The sequence below is a fragment of the Sphingomonas sp. MMS12-HWE2-04 genome (assembly GCF_044881185.1).
In the GTDB taxonomy this organism is placed as follows: Bacteria; Pseudomonadota; Alphaproteobacteria; order Sphingomonadales; family Sphingomonadaceae; genus Sphingomonas.
Window position 1 is genome coordinate 1245784 of record NZ_CP173254.1, and the last position, 17719, is coordinate 1263502.

General features: G+C 66.8%; 24 protein-coding genes and 1 pseudogene. 8 read left to right on the plus strand and 17 right to left on the minus strand.

All coding sequences use genetic code 11. From position 1 onward, the window contains the following. Window positions 1-49 precede the first annotated feature (49 nt). Window positions 50-406: a tetratricopeptide repeat protein gene (locus AB2M62_RS05550; protein WP_404338365.1), complete on the plus strand. Its 357-nt coding sequence runs from the start codon at window positions 50-52 to the stop codon at window positions 404-406. Between the two features lie 26 nt (window positions 407-432). Here AB2M62_RS05550 and AB2M62_RS05555 read toward each other — a convergent pair whose 3' ends face one another. From AB2M62_RS05555 to AB2M62_RS05580, 6 genes are all read right to left on the minus strand, one after another. After that, window positions 433-1149: a hypothetical protein gene (locus AB2M62_RS05555; RefSeq protein WP_404338366.1), complete on the minus strand. Its 717-nt coding sequence runs from the start codon at window positions 1147-1149 to the stop codon at window positions 433-435. 17 nt (window positions 1150-1166) lie between these two features. Beyond that, on the minus strand, window positions 1167-1721 hold the full coding sequence (dcd, locus tag AB2M62_RS05560; protein WP_404338367.1) for a dCTP deaminase: 555 nt from the start codon (window positions 1719-1721) through the stop codon (window positions 1167-1169). A gap of 72 nt (window positions 1722-1793) precedes the next feature. Further along, window positions 1794-2165, minus strand: coding sequence for a VOC family protein (locus AB2M62_RS05565; RefSeq protein WP_404338368.1), 372 nt, complete (start codon window positions 2163-2165; stop codon window positions 1794-1796). Then, window positions 2162-2602, minus strand: coding sequence for a cytidine deaminase (locus AB2M62_RS05570; protein ID WP_404338369.1), 441 nt, complete (start codon window positions 2600-2602; stop codon window positions 2162-2164). The genes AB2M62_RS05565 and AB2M62_RS05570 overlap by 4 nt, the downstream gene beginning before the upstream one ends. Then, a complete protein-coding gene (locus tag AB2M62_RS05575; RefSeq protein WP_404338370.1) occupies window positions 2599-3258 on the minus strand; it encodes a GH25 family lysozyme in 660 nt (219 codons plus the stop codon). Before AB2M62_RS05575 ends, AB2M62_RS05570 begins: the two co-directional genes overlap by 4 nt. A 37-nt stretch (window positions 3259-3295) precedes the next feature. Next, on the minus strand, window positions 3296-3778 hold the full coding sequence (locus AB2M62_RS05580; RefSeq protein WP_404338371.1) for a UPF0262 family protein: 483 nt from the start codon (window positions 3776-3778) through the stop codon (window positions 3296-3298). 85 nt (window positions 3779-3863) lie between these two features. Between AB2M62_RS05580 and AB2M62_RS05585 the strand changes: the two genes are divergently transcribed. After that, on the plus strand, window positions 3864-5360 hold the full coding sequence (locus AB2M62_RS05585) for a replicative DNA helicase (RefSeq protein ID WP_404338372.1): 1497 nt from the start codon (window positions 3864-3866) through the stop codon (window positions 5358-5360). A gap of 76 nt (window positions 5361-5436) precedes the next feature. Beyond that, a complete protein-coding gene (gene fumC, locus AB2M62_RS05590) occupies window positions 5437-6825 on the plus strand; it encodes a class II fumarate hydratase (RefSeq protein ID WP_404338373.1) in 1389 nt (462 codons plus the stop codon). An 18-nt stretch (window positions 6826-6843) separates the two neighbouring features. Here fumC and AB2M62_RS05595 read toward each other — a convergent pair whose 3' ends face one another. Together AB2M62_RS05595 and AB2M62_RS05600 are read right to left on the minus strand one after the other, a co-directional pair. Next, the gene (locus tag AB2M62_RS05595; protein WP_404338374.1) at window positions 6844-6963 is read right to left on the minus strand and encodes a hypothetical protein; all 120 of its coding nucleotides are present in this window, start codon (window positions 6961-6963) and stop codon (window positions 6844-6846) included. A 101-nt stretch (window positions 6964-7064) separates the two neighbouring features. After that, window positions 7065-7688 (minus strand): annotated as a pseudogene (locus AB2M62_RS05600) (DUF5694 domain-containing protein); the annotation flags it as partial. A 126-nt stretch (window positions 7689-7814) separates the two neighbouring features. Between AB2M62_RS05600 and AB2M62_RS05605 the strand changes: the two are divergent. Beyond that, window positions 7815-8009: a hypothetical protein gene (locus AB2M62_RS05605; RefSeq protein WP_404338375.1), complete on the plus strand. Its 195-nt coding sequence runs from the start codon at window positions 7815-7817 to the stop codon at window positions 8007-8009. A 65-nt stretch (window positions 8010-8074) separates the two neighbouring features. Beyond that, window positions 8075-8725 carry a guanylate kinase gene (gene gmk, locus AB2M62_RS05610; protein ID WP_404338376.1) on the plus strand — a complete coding sequence of 217 codons (651 nt, stop codon included), beginning with the start codon at window positions 8075-8077 and terminating at the stop codon, window positions 8723-8725. A gap of 37 nt (window positions 8726-8762) precedes the next feature. Here the strand turns inward: gmk and AB2M62_RS05615 are convergent, their stop codons facing one another. The 7 genes from AB2M62_RS05615 to AB2M62_RS05645 form a co-directional block, all read right to left on the minus strand. After that, a complete protein-coding gene (locus AB2M62_RS05615; RefSeq protein WP_404338377.1) occupies window positions 8763-9440 on the minus strand; it encodes an ATP12 family chaperone protein in 678 nt (225 codons plus the stop codon). Continuing rightward, window positions 9437-9658: a hypothetical protein gene (locus AB2M62_RS05620; protein WP_404338378.1), complete on the minus strand. Its 222-nt coding sequence runs from the start codon at window positions 9656-9658 to the stop codon at window positions 9437-9439. The genes AB2M62_RS05615 and AB2M62_RS05620 overlap by 4 nt, the downstream gene beginning before the upstream one ends. Beyond that, a complete protein-coding gene (locus tag AB2M62_RS05625; RefSeq protein ID WP_404338379.1) occupies window positions 9655-10314 on the minus strand; it encodes an HAD-IA family hydrolase in 660 nt (219 codons plus the stop codon). Before AB2M62_RS05625 ends, AB2M62_RS05620 begins: the two co-directional genes overlap by 4 nt. After that, window positions 10311-10526 carry a hypothetical protein gene (locus AB2M62_RS05630; protein WP_404338380.1) on the minus strand — a complete coding sequence of 72 codons (216 nt, stop codon included), beginning with the start codon at window positions 10524-10526 and terminating at the stop codon, window positions 10311-10313. Before AB2M62_RS05630 ends, AB2M62_RS05625 begins: the two co-directional genes overlap by 4 nt. 174 nt (window positions 10527-10700) lie before the next feature. Next, on the minus strand, window positions 10701-11996 hold the full coding sequence (locus AB2M62_RS05635) for an RluA family pseudouridine synthase (protein WP_404338381.1): 1296 nt from the start codon (window positions 11994-11996) through the stop codon (window positions 10701-10703). Continuing rightward, window positions 11993-12367, minus strand: a complete 375-nt coding sequence (gene crcB, locus AB2M62_RS05640; protein WP_404338382.1) for a fluoride efflux transporter CrcB — start codon at window positions 12365-12367, stop codon at window positions 11993-11995. Before crcB ends, AB2M62_RS05635 begins: the two co-directional genes overlap by 4 nt. Before the next feature lie 56 nt (window positions 12368-12423). After that, window positions 12424-13149, minus strand: a complete 726-nt coding sequence (locus tag AB2M62_RS05645) for a hypothetical protein (protein ID WP_404338383.1) — start codon at window positions 13147-13149, stop codon at window positions 12424-12426. A 117-nt stretch (window positions 13150-13266) separates the two neighbouring features. Here AB2M62_RS05645 and AB2M62_RS05650 point away from each other — a divergent pair, with 117 nt between their 5' ends. Then, window positions 13267-13488, plus strand: a complete 222-nt coding sequence (locus AB2M62_RS05650) for a hypothetical protein (protein ID WP_404338384.1) — start codon at window positions 13267-13269, stop codon at window positions 13486-13488. Between the two features lie 64 nt (window positions 13489-13552). Here AB2M62_RS05650 and AB2M62_RS05655 read toward each other — a convergent pair whose 3' ends face one another. Both AB2M62_RS05655 and AB2M62_RS05660 read right to left on the minus strand, forming a co-directional pair. Further along, window positions 13553-14056, minus strand: a complete 504-nt coding sequence (locus AB2M62_RS05655; protein WP_404338385.1) for a glycine zipper 2TM domain-containing protein — start codon at window positions 14054-14056, stop codon at window positions 13553-13555. 114 nt (window positions 14057-14170) lie between these two features. Continuing rightward, on the minus strand, window positions 14171-14995 hold the full coding sequence (locus tag AB2M62_RS05660) for a class I mannose-6-phosphate isomerase (RefSeq protein WP_404338386.1): 825 nt from the start codon (window positions 14993-14995) through the stop codon (window positions 14171-14173). Between the two features lie 161 nt (window positions 14996-15156). Here AB2M62_RS05660 and AB2M62_RS05665 point away from each other — a divergent pair, with 161 nt between their 5' ends. Both AB2M62_RS05665 and recN read left to right on the plus strand, forming a co-directional pair. Then, on the plus strand, window positions 15157-15963 hold the full coding sequence (locus tag AB2M62_RS05665; protein WP_404338387.1) for an outer membrane protein assembly factor BamD: 807 nt from the start codon (window positions 15157-15159) through the stop codon (window positions 15961-15963). Between the two features lie 97 nt (window positions 15964-16060). Then, window positions 16061-17719, plus strand: coding sequence for a DNA repair protein RecN (gene recN, locus AB2M62_RS05670; protein ID WP_404338388.1), 1659 nt, complete (start codon window positions 16061-16063; stop codon window positions 17717-17719).

Genomic DNA, 17719 nt, shown 5'->3' on the forward strand with positions numbered 1-17719 from the left:
AGAAGTGTCACGGAACTGTCGCCGCGACGTAATCTAACAGGAGAGTGCCATGCGTCTTGGTTTCGCCATTCTCGCCGCAGCGCCGCTGATTGCCGCCGCGCTTCCCGCCCAGGCGCAGGACCGCGCCGTCGCCAGCACCGAGATCAGCACCGGCGCCTACGCCCAGGCCGAAACCAAGCTGCAGGCGCAGCTACGCGCTCATCCGGACCTTCCCGAATTGCTGCTCAACTTGGCTGCGGTCTACGCCCAGACCGGTCGCACCTCGGAGGCGCGCGCGCTCTACACCCGCGTGCTCGACCAGGACGACGTGCTGATGGACCTGAGCGCCGATCGCACCGCCGGCTCGCACGCAGTTGCGCGCACCGGCCTGCGCCGGATCGAAGCCGTTCAGTTCACCGCACGCTGAGAGACTGAGACGCCGTCGGCTGCGTATTAGCGCAGCCAGCGGCGGACGAGCAGCGCCGCGCCGGCGATCGAGGTTGCGATGAAAAGCATCGTCCATTCGAGCTGGCTGGAAGGCGCCGCTGCGACACGAGGTATGTGGAGCAGCACGACGAATCCACCCGCCATCACCGCGAGCAGCGTCGCGGCAAGGCGCCCGGCGATGCCGCTGAGGATCGCCAGCCCGGCCGCGGCATGCGCGGCGCCGGTGGCATAGGCCCAATACAGCTTGTGCGGGATCCAGCCGGGCACCATCGCCGCGGTGAGATCGGTATAGACGAAATGGCTTAGGCCAAAGACCAGCGCACTCAGCCCGAACGCCATCCGTGCCGCCGGGCCGAGCCAGCCGCGCGCGCCGCGCCCGCTGGCGACTAGCGCGGTGCCGCCGCTGGCCAGCGCGAGGATCTCGGCAAGGCCGAGCAGCGATCCGACGCTCGGCGCCCTGGCAACCGCCGGCGCATGGAGCGCCACCACCCACAGGAAATAATATGCCGGCAACAGCAAGCGCGCAGCGCCGGCGCCGCGAGTCAGCGCCGCAATCCCGCCGGCGAGGAGGACCAAGCCGCTGATCCAGGCGAAATTGGCCGGGACCGACGCGGGCACCGGCTGCCATTGCAGGGCGAAGCGGTGGAAGTGGATCGTGACCAGCCCCAGGCCGATCGCGCCGACCCCATAGGGCAGAGCGCCCGTATCGATCCTGCCTCGCATCGACATCCCCGGCCAGGTCAGAGCCGCGGCAGCGTCACGCCGCGCTGGCCCATATATTTGCCCGCGCGATCGGCATAGCTCGTCTCGCAAGGCTGGTCGCCCTTGAGGAACAGGAACTGGCAAGCGCCTTCATTAGCGTAGATCTTGGCGGGCAGCGGCGTCGTGTTCGAGAATTCGAGCGTGACATGCCCCTCCCATTCGGGCTCGAGCGGCGTCACGTTGACGATGATCCCGCAGCGCGCATAGGTCGATTTGCCCAGGCAGATCACCAGCGTGTCGCGCGGGATGCGGAAATACTCGACCGTGCGCGCCAGCGCGAAGCTGTTGGGCGGAATGATGCAGACATCGGTCTTGCGATCGACGAAGCTGTTCGCGGCGAAATCCTTGGGATCGACCACCGCGCTGTCGACATTGGTGAAGATCTTGAACTCGTCGGCGACGCGGGCGTCATAGCCATAGGAGGAGAGGCCATAGCTGATGCACCCCTCGCGGCGCTGCGCCTCGACAAAGGGCTCGATCATGCCGGTGGCCAGGGCCTGCTCGCGAATCCAGCGGTCGGAAAGGATGGACATTGGCGCTCCGTGATTGGGCCGGCACTGTCGCGGCTAAGCGCGCATGCGGCAAGGGGGCTGGGGTGTGGAGATTCAGGCCTGGGCGACGTGCCAGAGTTCGCCGCAGGGGCCGAACAGATAGGCGACGCGCAGGCCCCAGGGCTGGATCGCCGGCGCGCGCGGGGGCGGGACGGCGAAGCTGCCGGCGAGATCAAGTGACTCGATATGTGCCCACCACGCGTCCAGATCCTCGACGAGCAGCTGCATCATGAAATTCTCGGCCCAGTCCTTGGCGTAGTGGTCCTGGAGCAGGAAGCTGCCGCTGTCGCAGATGAAACCGGCGATCTTGTCGGCCTCGAACTCGATGCGGAAGCCCAGCGCGGTGTAGAAACGCTTCGACAGCGCGAAGTCCTTGCCGCCGGGGACGACGGGGCGGATCGCCCGCGTGGCAAGATTTGGGGTCATCCGATCCCCAGGTCCGCCGGACCGAACGCGTCGGGGAGCAGTTCGGAGAGCCGGTGCGTGGCGATCGCGTCTCCAGTGGCGCCGCCGCAATGGACCAGGATGTCGCGGCCGCCGAGTTGCGCGGCTTCGTTGATGATCTGGCGGCAGCGACCGCAGGGGCGCACCGTCGCAGTGTCGCCATGGCCGATCCTTCCGCCGATCACGCCGATCGCGACGACATCGCGCAGCTTGCCCTGGGCGTTGACCGTCGCCAGCGCCACGGTCTCGGCGCAGAGCGACAGGCCGTAGCTGGCATTTTCGAAATTTGCACCTGTGACCACGCTGCCGTCGGTGAGCAGCACCGCGGCTCCGACCGCGAAGTTGGAATAAGGGGCATGGGCATTGCCCGCTGCGGCTCGTGCGGCCAGGATGAGCGCCGAGGCGCTGTGTTCGGTCATTTTGCCATTACGTCCCAATTCACCGGCCTGTCGGCCCCTTCGATACGGCGGAAGCCCGAGGCCTGCCACATCGTCCAGTTACGGGCCAGATACCAGGGCGGGAAAAACGCTTGCCGGCTCCATAGCGGCCGCGTCGTGCCCTCGCTGACGCGATATTCGGCCTCGAATGCCTTGCTGACCTTCAGCACGACCTTTCTCTCGCTGTGCGTCTCGATCGCTTTGGCCAGCGCCTCGATCTCGGCAAGCACCTGGTTACGGCCGGGGCGGGCGGCGCAAGCGGAGTCGAAATCCAAAAGGAGGGCGGGGGGCAGTTGATCGTCGACCCGCGGCACGGTCGAGACGAAATTACCCGCCTGGGCGAGCGCGCTCTGACATAGCGAATAGACATGGAGTGCGCCGCGCTTGAGCCCGGCCTCGCCGGCGAGCCGCCAGCTCTCGGCGAATTGGGGGTCGCGGTAGCTCGCTCCGCTGGTTGCGCGGGCATAGACGAAGCTGACTCCGCTCTTCTTGCTGGCCCACCAGTCGATCGCGCCGTCATCTGCGCTGACGTCAACGCCCTGGATGGGGAAGTCGCTGACGCGCGGGCGCCAGTTGGCGGCGTACATCCAGCCGAGAAAACCAAGCAGCGCGGTGAGCAACAGGAGTGGGACCGCCAAGCGCAGCGGCCGGGCGGGGAACGAGAAGTGCAAAATGTCAGCCCTTGATGTGGAGGACGCAGAGCAGCGTGAAAAGCCGCCGTGCAGTGTCGAAATCGACGTCGATCTTGCCTTCTAGCCGCTCCATAAGCAGCTCGGCGGCTTCGTTGTGAGTGGCGCGCCGCGCCATGTCGACGGTCTCGATCTGCTGCGGCGTGGCGCTGCGGATCGCCTGGTAATAGCTGTCGCAGATCGCGAAATAGTCGCGCACCGGGCGGCGGAAGCGGGCGAGGCCGAGGATGATCGTTTCAAGATGCGATCCGTCCTCACGGCGGATCTCGATCCCCAGCCGGCCCTCCTGGACGCTGAGCGCGAGCCGATAAGGGCCCGCATAGCCATCGGGATAGCGGCGCTGCGGCGCGAAGTGATTCTCCTCGAGCAGGTCGAAGATCGCGATCCGGCGCTCCTGCTCGACATCGGCCGAGCGCCACAGGATCGTGCGCTCGTCGAGCGTGACGTCTATGATGCGCGGATCGGCCATGTTGGCGATGCTTTGCGGGCAATCACCGTTTTCCACAAGGGAGCGCGGTTGCCCGAATCTCGCGACTGGGCGATGAGGGACGGCTATGGCCCAGCCGATACCCTTTCCCGCCCCGGAGACTCCCGAGGGCGTCTCCCTTCCGCAGAATGTCGAGGCCGAGGCCGCGCTGTTGGGCGCGATGATGATCGACAACCGCGTCGCCGAAGACGTGCTCCAGAAGATTCGCCCCGAGCATTTTTTCGAGCCGCTGCACGGCCGCATCTACGACGCGATTGCGACGATGGTGGGCGACAACCGGCTGGCTACCCCGGTGACGCTGCGCCCGCTCTTCGCCACCGACGTGGCGATGAAGGAATTGGGCGGTCCTGCCTATCTGGCGCAGCTCACCGGCAATCCGGCCAGCCTGATCGGTGCGCGCTCGTTCGCCGACCAGATCTATGACCTGGCGATGCTGCGCGCGCTGGTCACGGTGGGCCGCGATCTGGTGGAGGGCGCGCTCGACACCAGCCAGGACATCAATCCGTCCAAGCAGATCGAGCAAGCCGAACTCAAGCTCTACGAAGTCGCCGAGAAAGGCGACAGCGACGCCGGCCTCAAATCCTTCACGCGTGCCGCGACGATGGCAGTGCGCCAGGCCGAAAAGGCGATGAACTCGGGCGGCGGCATCTCCGGCGTCACCACCGGGCTGACCGATCTCAACGCGTCGACCGGCGGCTTCAACCGATCCGATCTGCTGATCCTCGCCGGACGCCCGGGCATGGGCAAGACCTCGCTTGCCACCAACATCGCGTTCAACGCCGCCAAGCGCTGGGCCGACGATCTCGAAGCGGGCATTCCCGAGGACAAATCGATCGGCGCGCCGGTGGCGTTCTTCAGCCTCGAAATGTCGGCCGACCAGCTGGCGATGCGTATTCTGTCCGAACAGGCCGAAGTCGTCTCTGAAAAACTGCGCACCGGCCAGATCAGCCATAGCGAGTTCCAGAAATTCGCGCGCGCCGCGGGCGATCTCGAGCGGCTGCCTTTGTTCATCGACGATACGCCGGGCCTGACCATCGCCGCGCTGCGCACCCGCGCCCGCCGGATGAAGCGCCAGCACAAGATCGGCATGGTCGTTGTCGACTATCTCCAGCTGCTGACCGGCAGCGCCAAGGCGTCGGGCGACGGGCGCGTCCAGGAAATCTCGGAGATCAGCCGCGGCCTGAAGACGCTGGCCAAGGAGCTCAACCTGCCGGTGCTCGCGCTCTCGCAGCTCAGCCGCGGCGTCGAAAGCCGCGAGGACAAGCGCCCGCAACTCTCCGACCTTCGCGAATTGGGATCGATCGAGCAGGACGCCGACATCGTGCTGTTCGTCTATCGCGACGAATATTATCACGACTTCAAGGCACCAACGAAGACGCCTGACGGTACTGAGACGGCCGAGGAGCGCATCGCCTATGAGGAATGGCAAGCCAAGCAGCTCGAGGTTTCGGGCAAGGCGACGGTGATCATCGCCAAGCAGCGCCATGGCGCCACCGGATCGGTGCACATGCGCTTCGACCGGCAGTTTACCAAGTTCAGCGATCTCGCGCACGAGCAATATTGAGCCCGCTCGCGCTGGCATCGGGCGCCGAGCGGCGCTAAGTCGCGCGCGACGCCGCGTGCGGACTGAGGAGAATAGCGTGACGACCCGTACCGAAACCAACTCGATCGGCGCGATCGAAGTTCCCGCCGACGCCTATTGGGGCGCGCAGACCCAGCGCTCGATCGAGAATTTTCCCTTCGGCGCGATGGAGCGGATGCCGCTGGGCATCGTCCATGCCCAGGCGATCGTGAAGCAGGCCGCGGCGCGGGTGAACCGCAAGCATGGCATGGATGCGAAGATCGCCGACGCGATCGAAGCGGCGGCGCAGGAGATCGTCGCGGGGGATCTCGACGACCAGTTCCCACTGGTGATCTGGCAGACCGGCTCGGGCACCCAGACCAATATGAACGTCAACGAGGTCATCGCCGGCCGCGCCAATTTCGTTCTCGCCGGCACCAAGGGCGGCAAGTCGCCGGTGCACCCGAACGATCACGTCAACATGAGCCAGTCGTCGAACGACAGCTTCCCGACCGCGCTGCACGTCGCCGCGGTGATCGCGACCTACAAGACGCTGATCCCGGCGCTCGACCAGCTGACCGGCTCGCTAACCGCCAAGGCCGAGGCCTGGGACCACATCATCAAGATCGGCCGCACCCACACCCAGGATGCGACCCCGCTGACGCTCGGCCAGGAATTCGGCGGCTATGCGGCGCAGCTGATCAGCTGCAAGGCGCGGATCGAAGGCGCGCTGAACGGTAACCTCCGCAAGCTGGCGATCGGCGGCACCGCGGTGGGCACCGGGCTCAACGCGCCGGAAGGCTGGGCCGAGGACATGTCGGCGGCAATTTCGGACATTTCCGGTCAGGCGTTCGAGCCCGCTCCGAACAAGTTCGAGCAGCTGGCGGCCAAGGATGGCCTGGTCTTCTTCTCGGGGGCGCTGAATACGCTGGCGGTGGCGCTCAACAAGATCGCCAACGACATCCGCTTCCTCGGTTCGGGCCCGCGCTCGGGGCTGGGCGAGCTGTCGCTGCCGGCGAACGAGCCCGGCAGCTCGATCATGCCGGGCAAGGTCAACCCGACCCAGTGCGAATCGCTGACGATGGTTGCGGCGCAGGTGATCGGCAACAACCAGGCGGTCACGGTCGGTGGCATGCAGGGCCATTTCGAGCTCAACGTGTTCATGCCGCTGATCGGCGCGAACGTGCTGCGCTCGATTTCGCTGCTGTCCATCGGCATGACCAGCTTCGCCGAGCGCTGCGTCGATGGGATCGAGGCGAATGAGCCGCAGATCAAGGCGCTGGTCGACCGCTCGCTGATGCTGGTGACCGCGCTGGCGCCGGCGATCGGCTATGATGCCGCCGCCAAGATCGCCAAGAACGCGCATGAAAAGGGCCTGACGCTCAAGGAAAGCGGTTTGGCGCTCGGTTTGGTCGATGAGGCGACCTTCGACCAATATGTCCGCCCCGAGACGATGATCGGGCGCTGAACCGGAAAGCGGGCCCGGTCAGCACCCGGGCTCGCGTTTCGCCGGCGGCAGATAGCGCAACGTATCGCTCAGCGTGAAGCCGCGGCTCTCGCGTGCATAGCGATCGAGCAGATAGCCGTGGCCCGCGCCATACAGCACGAGGACGCGATCGTGCGGCCCCGCGATCCGCCGGATCGCGCGATGATCCGCAGGTTGCGCATGTACCAATAGCCCCCGAGCCAGTTGGCGCCGGGCTCGCCGAGCGCGGCGATGTCGAAATAGCCGGCGTTGTCGTCAGCGCGGAATTGGGCGGTGTTCCGCAAGCGATACCATTCGGCGACATTGGTGCAGCGCATCCTGGCTTCGAGCGCATCATAGTCGCGCTGTAATCGCGCCTGCCGCGACGCCAGTCGCGGACCCTGGCCATGCGCTTCCGCCCAGCCGGCATAGTCCCAGTCCTTCTCCGCCATCGGCGCGGTGCCATTCCAGTCGACCGCATCGAGCCGCGCCAGACCGAGCTTGCTCGCGAGCCGGAAGCCGATCTGCTCGATCTCGTTTGGCGCCAGTTCGGCCTTGCCCGCCCGCCACGCGGCATAGCGCGCATCGAGTTCGGCCTGGTCCTTCACTTGCCGCTCGACCGCGACACGGGTGGGACGATAGCGGGCAAGCGCGTCCACGATCTCTTCGATCTCTCGCTGACGCTGCGGCGTGCGGATGTCCTCAAGACGAGTTTTCACCGCATCCTTGTTGTTGTTCGCGAGGTGTGGCGAACCGAGGATGAGCAGGTCAGGTAGCTCGGCAATACGGGCTACGGTCTGAGCCGGCGATGGCTGCGCATGGACCGCGACCGCGAGCAAGAAAGGCAAAAAGCGCTTCATCGTCATGCAAACGCCGCTGATGGAAAATCGCTGCGCCGACACCGCGCCTGCGTTCGATGCCTCGGCGCGCGAAGGGAACCTCGCGCGCGTTCAATCGCTTGCCCCCTCGAAACCCAATTCGAAGGAGCAATCATGATCGGCGACGCAATTGCAGGATGGGTCGGCAACCGAATCGATCGCCGCGACGGCGAAGGCGGGACGCTTGGCGCGCTCACCGGCGTGCTCGCATGGAAGGCGGCGAAGCGCATCGTGCCCGCTGCCATCGTGCTCGGGGCGGTTGCCTATGGGGTGCACCGATTCTCCCAAAACTCCACTCCGCCGATGTAATCTGGGACGCATTGCAGGGCGTGCCGTGACTTGACGGCAGCGCCCCTGCCACGCCAAAGGCGCCCATGCCTCACCGTACCGAGAACGATCCGCACAAATTCCGCCGCCGCGGGGTGCTGTTCGTGCTGTCCTCGCCTTCAGGCGCCGGCAAGTCGACGATCGCTCGCAAGCTGCTGGCTGCCAATTCGTTTCTCGAAATGTCGGTGTCGTACACCACGCGTCCGATGCGCCCGGGCGAAGTCGACGGGGTCGATTACCACTTCGTCGATCTCGAACGCTTCCGCGAGATGGTCTCGAACAACGAGTTCCTCGAATGGGCGCATGTCTTCGATCACCGCTATGGCACGCCACGCGCGACCGTGGAGAAGATCCTCGCCTCGGGACGCGACGTGCTGTTCGACATCGACTGGCAGGGTGCGCAGCAGCTGTTCCAGCTTGCCGGCGGCGACGTTGTCCGCGTCTTCATCCTGCCGCCCAGCCTTAAGATCCTGCACGAGCGGCTGATCAAGCGCGCCACCGATTCGACGGCGGTGATCGACGCCCGCATGGCGCGCGCCACCGCCGAGGTCAGCCACTGGGACGGCTATGACTATGTGCTGGTCAACGACCATGTCGATCAATGCTACGAGACGGTGCACACCATTCTGAAGGCAGAGCGCGTTCGCCGCTCGCGCCAGACCGGGCTTATCGGCTTCATTCGCGGTCTCAACAAATAAGCCCTTTCTCCCCGGGCCCTGGCCAGGGCGGGATTGCCTAGAGCAGCGCGAGCAACCGGGCGCCGGCGTCGAAATCCGCGCGATGCGCCGCTGTCGCCTGCGCCGCGAGGGGGTCGACGCCCCATTGCTCTGTCTGCCAGTCTTCGTCGAGCTGCGCCGCGCGCCACGCCGCGTCGGCATCGGTGGCGCCTTCGAGCAGCGCGAGCGCCGCGACCAGCGATCCGGTCACCGTCACCAGCGGCGACAGCGCCGCCAGGCGAAAGGCGTCGAGCGCGGCAACGGCTTCGCGCAGCCGCGCAACTGTCGCTTCCGGCTGGGCGCGGTGCATCACCCCAGCCACGGTCTCGAAATGGACGTCGTAGCGCGTGCGCGCCCAGTCGAGCAGCGGATCCCATGCCGCGGCCTGGCGCTCGGCGAGCAGCGCGGGCTCGTCGGCGCGATAATAGAGCAGGTCGCTCTCGCCGTAGCGCGCCAGGCCCTCGGCGAAAGCGGCAGTGTCGGGCGCGATCCGGTCGATCGCGGCGTTGGCGAGCCCGGTGAGCGGCATCGCCCGCGGATCGAGCGTCTCGCCCACCGCGCGCCATTCCTCGGCCACCGCCTCGGCCAGCGCGTCGGTCGGCAGCGACAGCGGCGCGCGGCCCGGGGTGCGCACGGGCTTTGCGTCGAGCGCGATCTTGCGATCGGCGACGGTCACGTCCTTCCAGAAACGCTTCATTGCTGCTCCGGGGTCTTCCAGCGTTGGGCCAGCGCGCGCGGCACCACGGCCATGATGTAGAGCGAGGTCAGGATCAGCGCGCCGCCCAGAATCTGCTGCGGCGTGGTCACAGCGCGGCCGGCGATGAGCAGACCGAGAAACGCTCCTGCCGCGCCGGCCAGATTGATTCCGGTCATCACATAATAGCGCTTGCGCGCCAGGCGATCGGCGTCGTTCATAGGGCCTCCAGCTGCCCAGCGAGCGCATCCGCATGATCGGCGACGTGCCGCGCGCCGGCATCGAGCAACTCATGCCGGGTGTGGTATCCCCATGCAACACCTATGGCATGCGCGCCGGCGTTGACCGCCATCGCCATGTCGAAGCTGGTGTCGCCGATCATCGCGGTGGTCTCAGGCGCGGCACCGGCCTCCGCGATCGCCAATTCGAGCATCGAGGGATGCGGCTTGGACGGGTGGCGGTCCGCGGTCTGCAGCGTCACGAAGCGATGGCGAAGGCCATGCGCGTCGAGCACGCGCAGCAGCCCGCGATCGGATTTGCCGGTCGCGACGCCGAGCAGCCAGCCATTCGCGTCGAGCGTCTCGATCGCCTCGGCAATGCCGTCATAGAGCGGCTCGTCCTCAATCCGGCCCTCGCTGCGCAGGCTGAAATAGGCTTTCTTGTAATCGTCGGCGAGCAGTTGGTGAAAACCTGGCTCGGCTTCCGGGTGCAGCCGGGCGACTGCCTCGACCAGGCTGAGACCGACGATCCGACGGATCGCCTCGCGGCTGGGCGGGACGAGCTTCTGCGCCTCGAAACAATGCTCCATCGCCAGGCAGATGCTCGCCTGGCTGTCGACCAGCGTACCGTCGCAATCGAACACGGCGAGACGGTTCATTCGATTCTCTCCATCATCAAGCCAGTGTTGTTGCACCAGCCAAGTGCGACTTGGTCGGGTGCGAGGTGGATGGTGCGGACGGTGCCGGTGAGCGTGACCGTCGAATCCGCGAATTGGCGCAACCGAGTATGAAAGGCATCGGCGTTGAATACGGTGAGGCACGCGGGCGGGGCAGTGAGCCGGAAAGTGCGATAGCCGCGACCGACTGCCATAAACCCCGGCTGTCGTCGCCATAGCGGAGATAGCCGCGCACCATGACGCGCTTGCCTTCATAGTGGGTCGGCGCGGCAAGCACCGTCTGGGGCTGCAGCGCCGGTGCCGGACGCGAACAGCCAGCGAGTGCGACCACAGCGAGGAAAACGGCGCGCTTCACTTCGCCCTCGGCATTAGCGGCTCCGCGGGCCGCCGGGCTTCGGGGCGCCGCCGCGCGGTGCGGGCCTGGCGCCGGGACGGCCACTGGGCTTAGTACCCGGCGTCGGCGCGCCGGGCTTGGCGGCGCCTTGCCGGGGTGCGCCGGGCTTCGGAGCCGGCTTGGCTGCCGCCGGTTTGCGCGTGCTCGGCTTGCCGCCGCTGCGCTTGGGCATTTTGGCATCGGTCTCGCCACGGCCGCGCCGCTCGCCGCGGCGTTCCTTGCGGACCGTCTTGGCGTGCGCGCGGGCATTGGCCTTCTGCATCTCGCGGCTCGGCGGGGGCGGGCCGTCATCGGCGGCCATCGCGTCGCCGAGCGCCAGATCGAAGGCCATCGTCGTCATCAATTCGGCGAAGTGGCGCGGCAGCTCGGCAGTGACGTCTATCTTGCCGCCATCGGGATGATCGATGCGGATGCGCCGGGCATGGAGGTGCATTTTGCGCGAGACCGAGCCGGGGAGGAAGGCTTCCGGACCGCCATATTTGCCGTCGCCGACGATCGGATGGCCGATCGCTGCCATATGGACGCGCAACTGATGCGTACGGCCGGTGAACGGCTGAAGCTCGACCCATGCGGCGCGATTCCCGGCGCGCTCGATGATGCGATAGCGCGAGCGGCTCGGCTGGCCCTCCTTCTCGTCGATCTGCATCTTCTCGCCGCCGGTGCCCGGCTGCTTGCCGATCGGCAGGTCGATCTCGCCATTGGCGATATCAGGCACGCCGACGACGAGCGCCCAATAGACCTTCTTGGCGGTGCGTCCTGAAAACGCCTTGGAGAAGAAGGCGGCGGCGCGGGCGGTGCGCGCGAGCAGCAGCGCCCCCGACGTATCCTTGTCGAGACGATGGACGAGCTTGGGGCGCCCTTCAGCGTCATATTGGAGCGCGTCGAGCAGCCCGTCGACATGCTCGGTCATCTTGGTGCCGCCCTGCGTGGCGAGGCCCGGCGGCTTGTTGATGACGATCGCCTGGGCGTCCTTGTGGATCACCATGTTCTGGGCGAACTGGGTCTGCTCGTCGCTGAGCGGCGGTCGGTCGCGCTTGGGCTTGGCGGCCTTGGGCGGCTCGGCCGGCGGCACGCGCAGTACCTGGCCCGCGGCAAGCCGGTCCCCCGGCTCCGCGCGCGCGCCATCGACGCGAAGCTGCCCGGTGCGCGCCCAGCGCGAGACGAGGTTGAAGTTCGCATCGGGAAGATGTCGCTTGAACCAGCGATCGAGCCGGATGCCGTCGTCATCGGCGCCGACGGTGAACTCGCGGATGTCCTTGCTTTCGCTCATGCCACGGCCCTTGTAATCGCAAGTCCTGCGCCGACGGCGGCCACCGCGCCGACCACCGACACGAGCACATAGCCGAGCGCCGGCGCCCAATCGCCGCGCTGGAGCATCAGCATCGTATCCAGCGAGAACGCCGAGAAGGTGGTGAAACCGCCGAGCACGCCGACGCCGAGCAGAACGCGCCACGGTTCGCCGCCTTCGCCGATCCGCGCCAGGGTGCCGGCCAGCACGCCCATCAGCAGCCCGCCGATCAGGTTCACCGCGAGCGTACCCCAGGGATAATCGGGGCCGAACAGCAAGAGCGTCGCGCGGCCCGTGAGGTAGCGCCCGGCGCTGCCCACGGCCCCGCCGAGCATGACGAGAAGAAGATGCATGGCGGAGCGCCTAGCGCTTTATCGCGCCGAGGGGAACCGCCATGGCCGCCGCGGCGTCAGATCCCGTTATTTGCGACCAGGTCGATATCCGTGCCGCCATCGGGCCGCGCGGTAAGGAACAGCACATAAGCGCCGTCGTCGCGCGCGCGCGTGCCGCCCAGGATATGTTCGGCGCCGTCAAGCTGGTGTTCGGCGGTATAGCCGGCGCGGACGGCCTTTGTGTAATACCAGTCGACCAGCACTTGCATCGGCTGGGCGGCCGAGAAGCTGACCACGCGCAGCGCGCACTTGCCGCCCTCGCTGCCGGCTGCCTCGGTGACGCGGGCCTGGGGAAAGAGCGGCAGGTCTGCGGGCAGGCGCTGCGCCCATGCCGCCGAATAGCGCAGCGAGCCGGCGCAGCCGCTGGTGCGGACATTCTTCTGGCGCTGGGCGAGTCCGCCGAGCGTGATCGCCTCGCGACCCGCCTTGCACTGCGCGCAATCCTTGCCCGCCGTAGTGGGGGCAGGGGCGTGGAGCAGCTTGGACGCATCGACGGGATTGCTGTTCGCCGCGACCGCGTCGCTCGGCACGCCGCCCGAATAGGGCTGCGAAGCGGGGCGCACGGCATCGCGATTGGCTTGCTGGCCGAGTTGCGGGTCGACCATGATCTGGTCCTGGAGCGCGCTGGCCAGCGCCGGATCGGCGATGTTGCCGCTCAGGTTCACATCGGCGACGGCTTCGGGATCCTTGCCGCAGCTGGCAAGGGCGATCGGAAGCAGCAGGAAGAGAGGCAAGCGGACCATAAGACGCTCCTTGGGTATCCGCTTATCGCGCTGCCACGGTTAAGGAAGCGTTCGCTCTTTGCTCAACCCTGCCTGTCTTATCTTGTCAACACACCAGCGCGGCCTAATATAACGCCCATGTTCAACCTGATCTCGCTCCTGTTCGGCATCATTGCCTTCCCGATCATGCTGGTGGCGCTGATCCCGCTGCTTGGCTGGCTCAACTATCTTGTGCTGCCGCTCGGCGCGATGGGGCTAGCCGCAGGCGCGCTTTCCGGAAGCAATACCGGTCGCAAGCTCAACATCGTCGTGCTGGTGATCGGCAGCATCCGGCTGTGGATGGGCGGCTTCATCTTCTGACCGCCCGAAAAAGGCCCGGCACGAAGTGCCGAGCCCCTCTTTCGCCTGCGTGGCAGAGCGTGTGTTAGCGGCAGCGCACGTTGCCGCGGTCGACCGACGAGCCCAGCGCCGCGCCGGCGGCCGCGCCGAGCAGCGTGCCCAGCGTCGCGTTGCGGCCATTGGACAGCGCGTTGCCGAACAGGCCACCGGCTACGCCGCCGACGATCAGGCCGGTCGTGCCGTCCGAGCGGCGGCAATAATATTGGCCGTTATTGCCGCGATAGATGCGGTCGTTGCGGGTCAGGCGGCGCTCGCGATAATAGCGGCCGTCGCGATAGTAGTTTTCGGCATAATAGTTGCGCTCGCCCGGCGGAAGGCGGTTATAGTCGTAGTTGCGATAGCGGCGCCAATCGCGACGGTCCTGGCGGCGATCATGGCGGTCCATGCGGTCATCGCGGCGGTCCTGGCGGTCACGCCATTCGCGATCCTGGGCGACGGCGACATGGGCAGCGGGGGCGCTCGCCGCGACGGCGGCGGGGATAGCCGGAAGCGCCACCGCAGCGAGGGTGGCAGCGAGTATGATTCGCATGAGAAACAGCTTTCTGATTGTTTCGAGTGCAGTTCAAAACGCCGCAGACCTGTGGGGGTTGCGTGAACGTAGAACTACGCGCCGTTCATCCTGGCGAACGGCGCGTGCCCGCGATCAGATCCGCGTGTCGCCGGGATAAGCGAAGAGCAGGTCGCTGCCCATTGTCGCATGGAGTTGCGCTTCGCCCCGCACCGTGACGCACTCGCCGGCGTGGAAGGCCACGCCGTCGACCACGCCTTCGCCGGTGATCGGGATCAGCCAGCCGGTCACGCCTTCGGGCAGGGTGACCGTGCGGTTGCCCCCTTCCCAGCGCTCAAGCACGAACTTCGGGCCTTCGACCAGGATCGTGCGATCGTCCGCCACCTTGCCCGGCATCGGATGCGGCACGAACGGCACCGGATCGGACACGTCCACGCCGTCGTCGAGGTGGAGCTCGCGCGGACGGCCATAATCATAGAGGCGATAGGTGGTTTCGCTGTTCTGCTGGACTTCGATCAGCGTGATGCCCGCGCCGATCGCGTGGATCACGCCGGAGGCCGAATAGAAGAAGTCGCCTGCCTTTACCGGCTTCCAGTCGAGAAGATGCTCGATCGAGCCGTCCAGCGCCGCTGCGCGCAGTTCCTCGTGGGTCAGCGGGCGCTTGGTACCCAGCGCGATCGTCGAATGGGGTTCGGCGTCTAGGATTACCCAGCATTCGTCCTTGCCGCGCGGCAGCCCGCGGGCATGCGCCTGCGCGTCGTCGGGATGGACCTGGACCGAGAGCTTCTCAGAGGTGAACAGATATTTGATCAGCAGGTCGGGCGTGCTGTCGCCCGGCGACTGGTACCAGACCTCGCCCACCGGATCGCCGTCGGCGGCAGGATCGGCGAAACCGGGCCACAGCTTGTGGCGTCCCCAGGGCTTTTCGACGCGATGGGTGGCAAGCAGCGTGGCGGTCAAAACTTGGGTTCCTTCCCGGATCGGTGAGTGCGCTTCGAAGAGCGCAACGTCTTTGCCGCGTGAATCGATCCGCGGCAAACCGCGATGGTTTCGCGGCTGACACAAAGCCGCCGCGAAAAGGATTGTTTGACGCCACCGGGCTCGGCTAAGACCCCACTCCTATGCGTATCCCCATGCCCCGCGCGCTCGCTCTTGCGCTCATCCCGGTCCTCGCCATTTCGGTCTCCGGCTGCGCCAAGCGCAGTGCAAAGAGCGATCTTCCCTATGTCGCGCGCGACGTCAGCACGCTCTACACGGCTGCGCGGGCCCGGCTCGACAGCCATCAGTACAAGCTGGCGGCGGCATTGTTCGACGAAGTCGAGCGCCAGCATCCCTATTCGATCTGGGCGCGCCGCGCGCAGCTGATGAGCGCGTTCAGCTATTATCTGAACCAGGATTATTCGGAATCGATCGCCTCGGCGCAGCGTTTCCTCGCCGTCCACCCGGGCAACCGCGATGCGCCCTATGCCTATTATCTGATCGGCCTGAGCTATTACGAGCAGATCGCCGACGTTACGCGCGACCAGAAGATCACCCAGCAGGCGCTCGATTCGCTCGGCGAACTGACGCGCCGCTATCCGAACACCAAATATGCCTCCGACGCGCGCCTGAAGATCGATCTCGTCCGCGATCACCTTGCCGGCAAGGAAATGGAGATCGGCCGCTTCTATCAGAGCCGCGGCCAGTGGCTCGCCGCGTCGATGCGCTTCCGGGCGGTGGTCGACCAGTATCAGACCACCACCCATGCGCCCGAGGCCCTGCTCCGCCTGACCGAGAGCTATCTCGCGCTCGGCTTGCCGACCGAGGCGAACAAGGCGGCCGCGGTGCTCGGCGCCAACTATCCGGGCAGCGATTGGTACAAACGCGCCTATGCGCTGATGCAGGACAATAAGGACAAGCTCGCCAAGGTCCCTTCGCCGGCGAGCTGAGGCCCGCTCCAGATTCCTCCCCGAGCCATTTTGGGGAGGATGGGAGTGCGTTTCCTGCCTTCCGTTCATCCTCCGTTCCTGCAATAAACCGCTGCGCATGCTGACTGCGCTTTCCATCCGCGACGTGGTGCTGATCGAGGCGCTCGACCTCGAATTCGGTGCCGGGCTCGGCGTGCTCACCGGCGAAACCGGGGCGGGCAAGTCGATCCTGCTCGATGCGCTGGGCCTCGCGCTCGGCGCGCGCGCCGATAGCGGGCTGGTGCGCAACGGCGCAGCGCAAGCGCTGGTCACCGCCAGCTTCGAGTTGGGGCAGGGCCATGCCATCGCCAATCTGATTGCGCAGAACGGGCTCGAGCTCGAGCCCGGCGAACCGCTGATTATCCGCCGCATCGTCAAGGCCGATGGCGGCAGCCGCGCCTTCGTCAACGACCAGGCCGCGTCTGCCGGGCTGTTGCGCGAACTCGCGCCGCATCTCGTCGAGATCCACGGCCAGCATGACGATCGCGGGCTGCTCAATCCGCGCGGTCATCGCGCGCTGCTCGATATCTATGGCCGGCTCGATTGCGGCCCGATCGCGATTGCGCATCGCAGCTGGCGCGAGGCTGAGGATCTGCTCGCGACCGCGCGCGCCGAACAGGATGTCGCCGAGCGCGACCGCGAATGGCTCGACCACGCCGTTACCGAGCTGCGCAAGCTCGCGCCGGAACCGGGCGAGGAGGAGCGGCTCGCCGAACGTCGCGCGGGCATGCAGCGCGGCGAGAAGATCGCCGGCGAACTCCAGGCGATCGCCCAGTTGCTCGAAGGCTCCGAAGGCGGGCTCAGCCAGCTCCGCCAGGCCGCGCGCGTGCTCGAGCGCATCGCCGCGGATCACAGCGCGCTGGGCGAAGCGCTCGCCGCGATCGATCGTGCGCTGGCCGAAGGCACCGCCGCGCAGGAATCGATCAATTCGGCGGCCGATGCGCTGGCTTATGATCCCGCCGCGCTCGAGGCCGACGAGACTCGCCTGTTCGAACTGCGCGGGATCGCCCGCAAGCACCGCGTCCAGCCCGACGATCTCGCCGGCTTGCTTGAGACGCTGTCCGAACGGCTCGATCGTGTGGAGAGCGGCGGCGCCGGGATCGCCCGGCTAGAGCTTGCCGTCGAGGAAGCGCACCGAACCTATCGCGAGGCAGCGCGTGGGCTTTCGGCGGCACGCGCCGAGGCCGCGACACGGCTCGACATCGCCGTCGCCACCGAACTTGCGCCGCTCAAGCTCGATGCGGCGCGCTTCCGCACCGTCGTCGAGCCGCTCGACGAGGCGCAGTGGAGCAGCACGGGCATGGACCGCGTCGAATTCGAGGTCTCGACCAATCCTGGCGCACCGTTCGCGCCGCTGATCAAGATCGCCTCGGGCGGCGAGCTATCGCGCTTCATCCTTGCGCTGAAGGTCGCGCTTGCCGAAGAGGGCGGTGCGCGCACCTTGATCTTCGACGAGATCGATCGCGGCGTCGGCGGCGCAGTGGCGAGCGCGATCGGGGAACGCCTCGCGCGTCTCTCCGGCACCGCGCAATTGCTGGTGGTTACCCACAGTCCGCAAGTCGCAGCGCGCGGGACGCAGCATCTGCTCATCGCCAAGAGCCACGACGGGTTGGTCACCCGCACCGGCGTAACCCCGCTCGACACCGATGAGCGGCGCGAAGAAATCGCCCGGATGCTGTCGGGCGCCGAGATCACCCCCGAGGCTCGCGCCCAGGCCGAACGGCTGCTCGCGGCGTAA

Bases quoted from the DNA above. Each gene is read 5' to 3' on its own strand.
- AB2M62_RS05550 (WP_404338365.1), top strand. From the start codon at position 50: ATGCGTCTTGGTTTCGCCATTCTCGCCGCAGCGCCGCTGATTGCCGCC.
- AB2M62_RS05555 (WP_404338366.1), bottom strand. From the start codon at position 1,149: ATGCGAGGCAGGATCGATACGGGCGCTCTGCCCTATGGGGTCGGCGCG.
- dcd (WP_404338367.1), bottom strand. From the start codon at position 1,721: ATGTCCATCCTTTCCGACCGCTGGATTCGCGAGCAGGCCCTGGCCACC.
- AB2M62_RS05565 (WP_404338368.1), bottom strand. From the start codon at position 2,165: ATGACCCCAAATCTTGCCACGCGGGCGATCCGCCCCGTCGTCCCCGGC.
- AB2M62_RS05570 (WP_404338369.1), bottom strand. From the start codon at position 2,602: ATGACCGAACACAGCGCCTCGGCGCTCATCCTGGCCGCACGAGCCGCA.
- AB2M62_RS05580 (WP_404338371.1), bottom strand. From the start codon at position 3,778: ATGGCCGATCCGCGCATCATAGACGTCACGCTCGACGAGCGCACGATC.
- AB2M62_RS05585 (WP_404338372.1), top strand. From the start codon at position 3,864: ATGGCCCAGCCGATACCCTTTCCCGCCCCGGAGACTCCCGAGGGCGTC.
- AB2M62_RS05605 (WP_404338375.1), top strand. From the start codon at position 7,815: ATGATCGGCGACGCAATTGCAGGATGGGTCGGCAACCGAATCGATCGC.
- gmk (WP_404338376.1), top strand. From the start codon at position 8,075: ATGCCTCACCGTACCGAGAACGATCCGCACAAATTCCGCCGCCGCGGG.
- AB2M62_RS05615 (WP_404338377.1), bottom strand. From the start codon at position 9,440: ATGAAGCGTTTCTGGAAGGACGTGACCGTCGCCGATCGCAAGATCGCG.
- AB2M62_RS05620 (WP_404338378.1), bottom strand. From the start codon at position 9,658: ATGAACGACGCCGATCGCCTGGCGCGCAAGCGCTATTATGTGATGACC.
- AB2M62_RS05625 (WP_404338379.1), bottom strand. From the start codon at position 10,314: ATGAACCGTCTCGCCGTGTTCGATTGCGACGGTACGCTGGTCGACAGC.
- AB2M62_RS05630 (WP_404338380.1), bottom strand. From the start codon at position 10,526: ATGGCAGTCGGTCGCGGCTATCGCACTTTCCGGCTCACTGCCCCGCCC.
- AB2M62_RS05635 (WP_404338381.1), bottom strand. From the start codon at position 11,996: ATGAGCGAAAGCAAGGACATCCGCGAGTTCACCGTCGGCGCCGATGAC.
- crcB (WP_404338382.1), bottom strand. From the start codon at position 12,367: ATGCATCTTCTTCTCGTCATGCTCGGCGGGGCCGTGGGCAGCGCCGGG.
- AB2M62_RS05645 (WP_404338383.1), bottom strand. From the start codon at position 13,149: ATGGTCCGCTTGCCTCTCTTCCTGCTGCTTCCGATCGCCCTTGCCAGC.
- AB2M62_RS05650 (WP_404338384.1), top strand. From the start codon at position 13,267: ATGTTCAACCTGATCTCGCTCCTGTTCGGCATCATTGCCTTCCCGATC.
- AB2M62_RS05655 (WP_404338385.1), bottom strand. From the start codon at position 14,056: ATGCGAATCATACTCGCTGCCACCCTCGCTGCGGTGGCGCTTCCGGCT.
- AB2M62_RS05665 (WP_404338387.1), top strand. From the start codon at position 15,157: ATGCGTATCCCCATGCCCCGCGCGCTCGCTCTTGCGCTCATCCCGGTC.
- recN (WP_404338388.1), top strand. From the start codon at position 16,061: ATGCTGACTGCGCTTTCCATCCGCGACGTGGTGCTGATCGAGGCGCTC.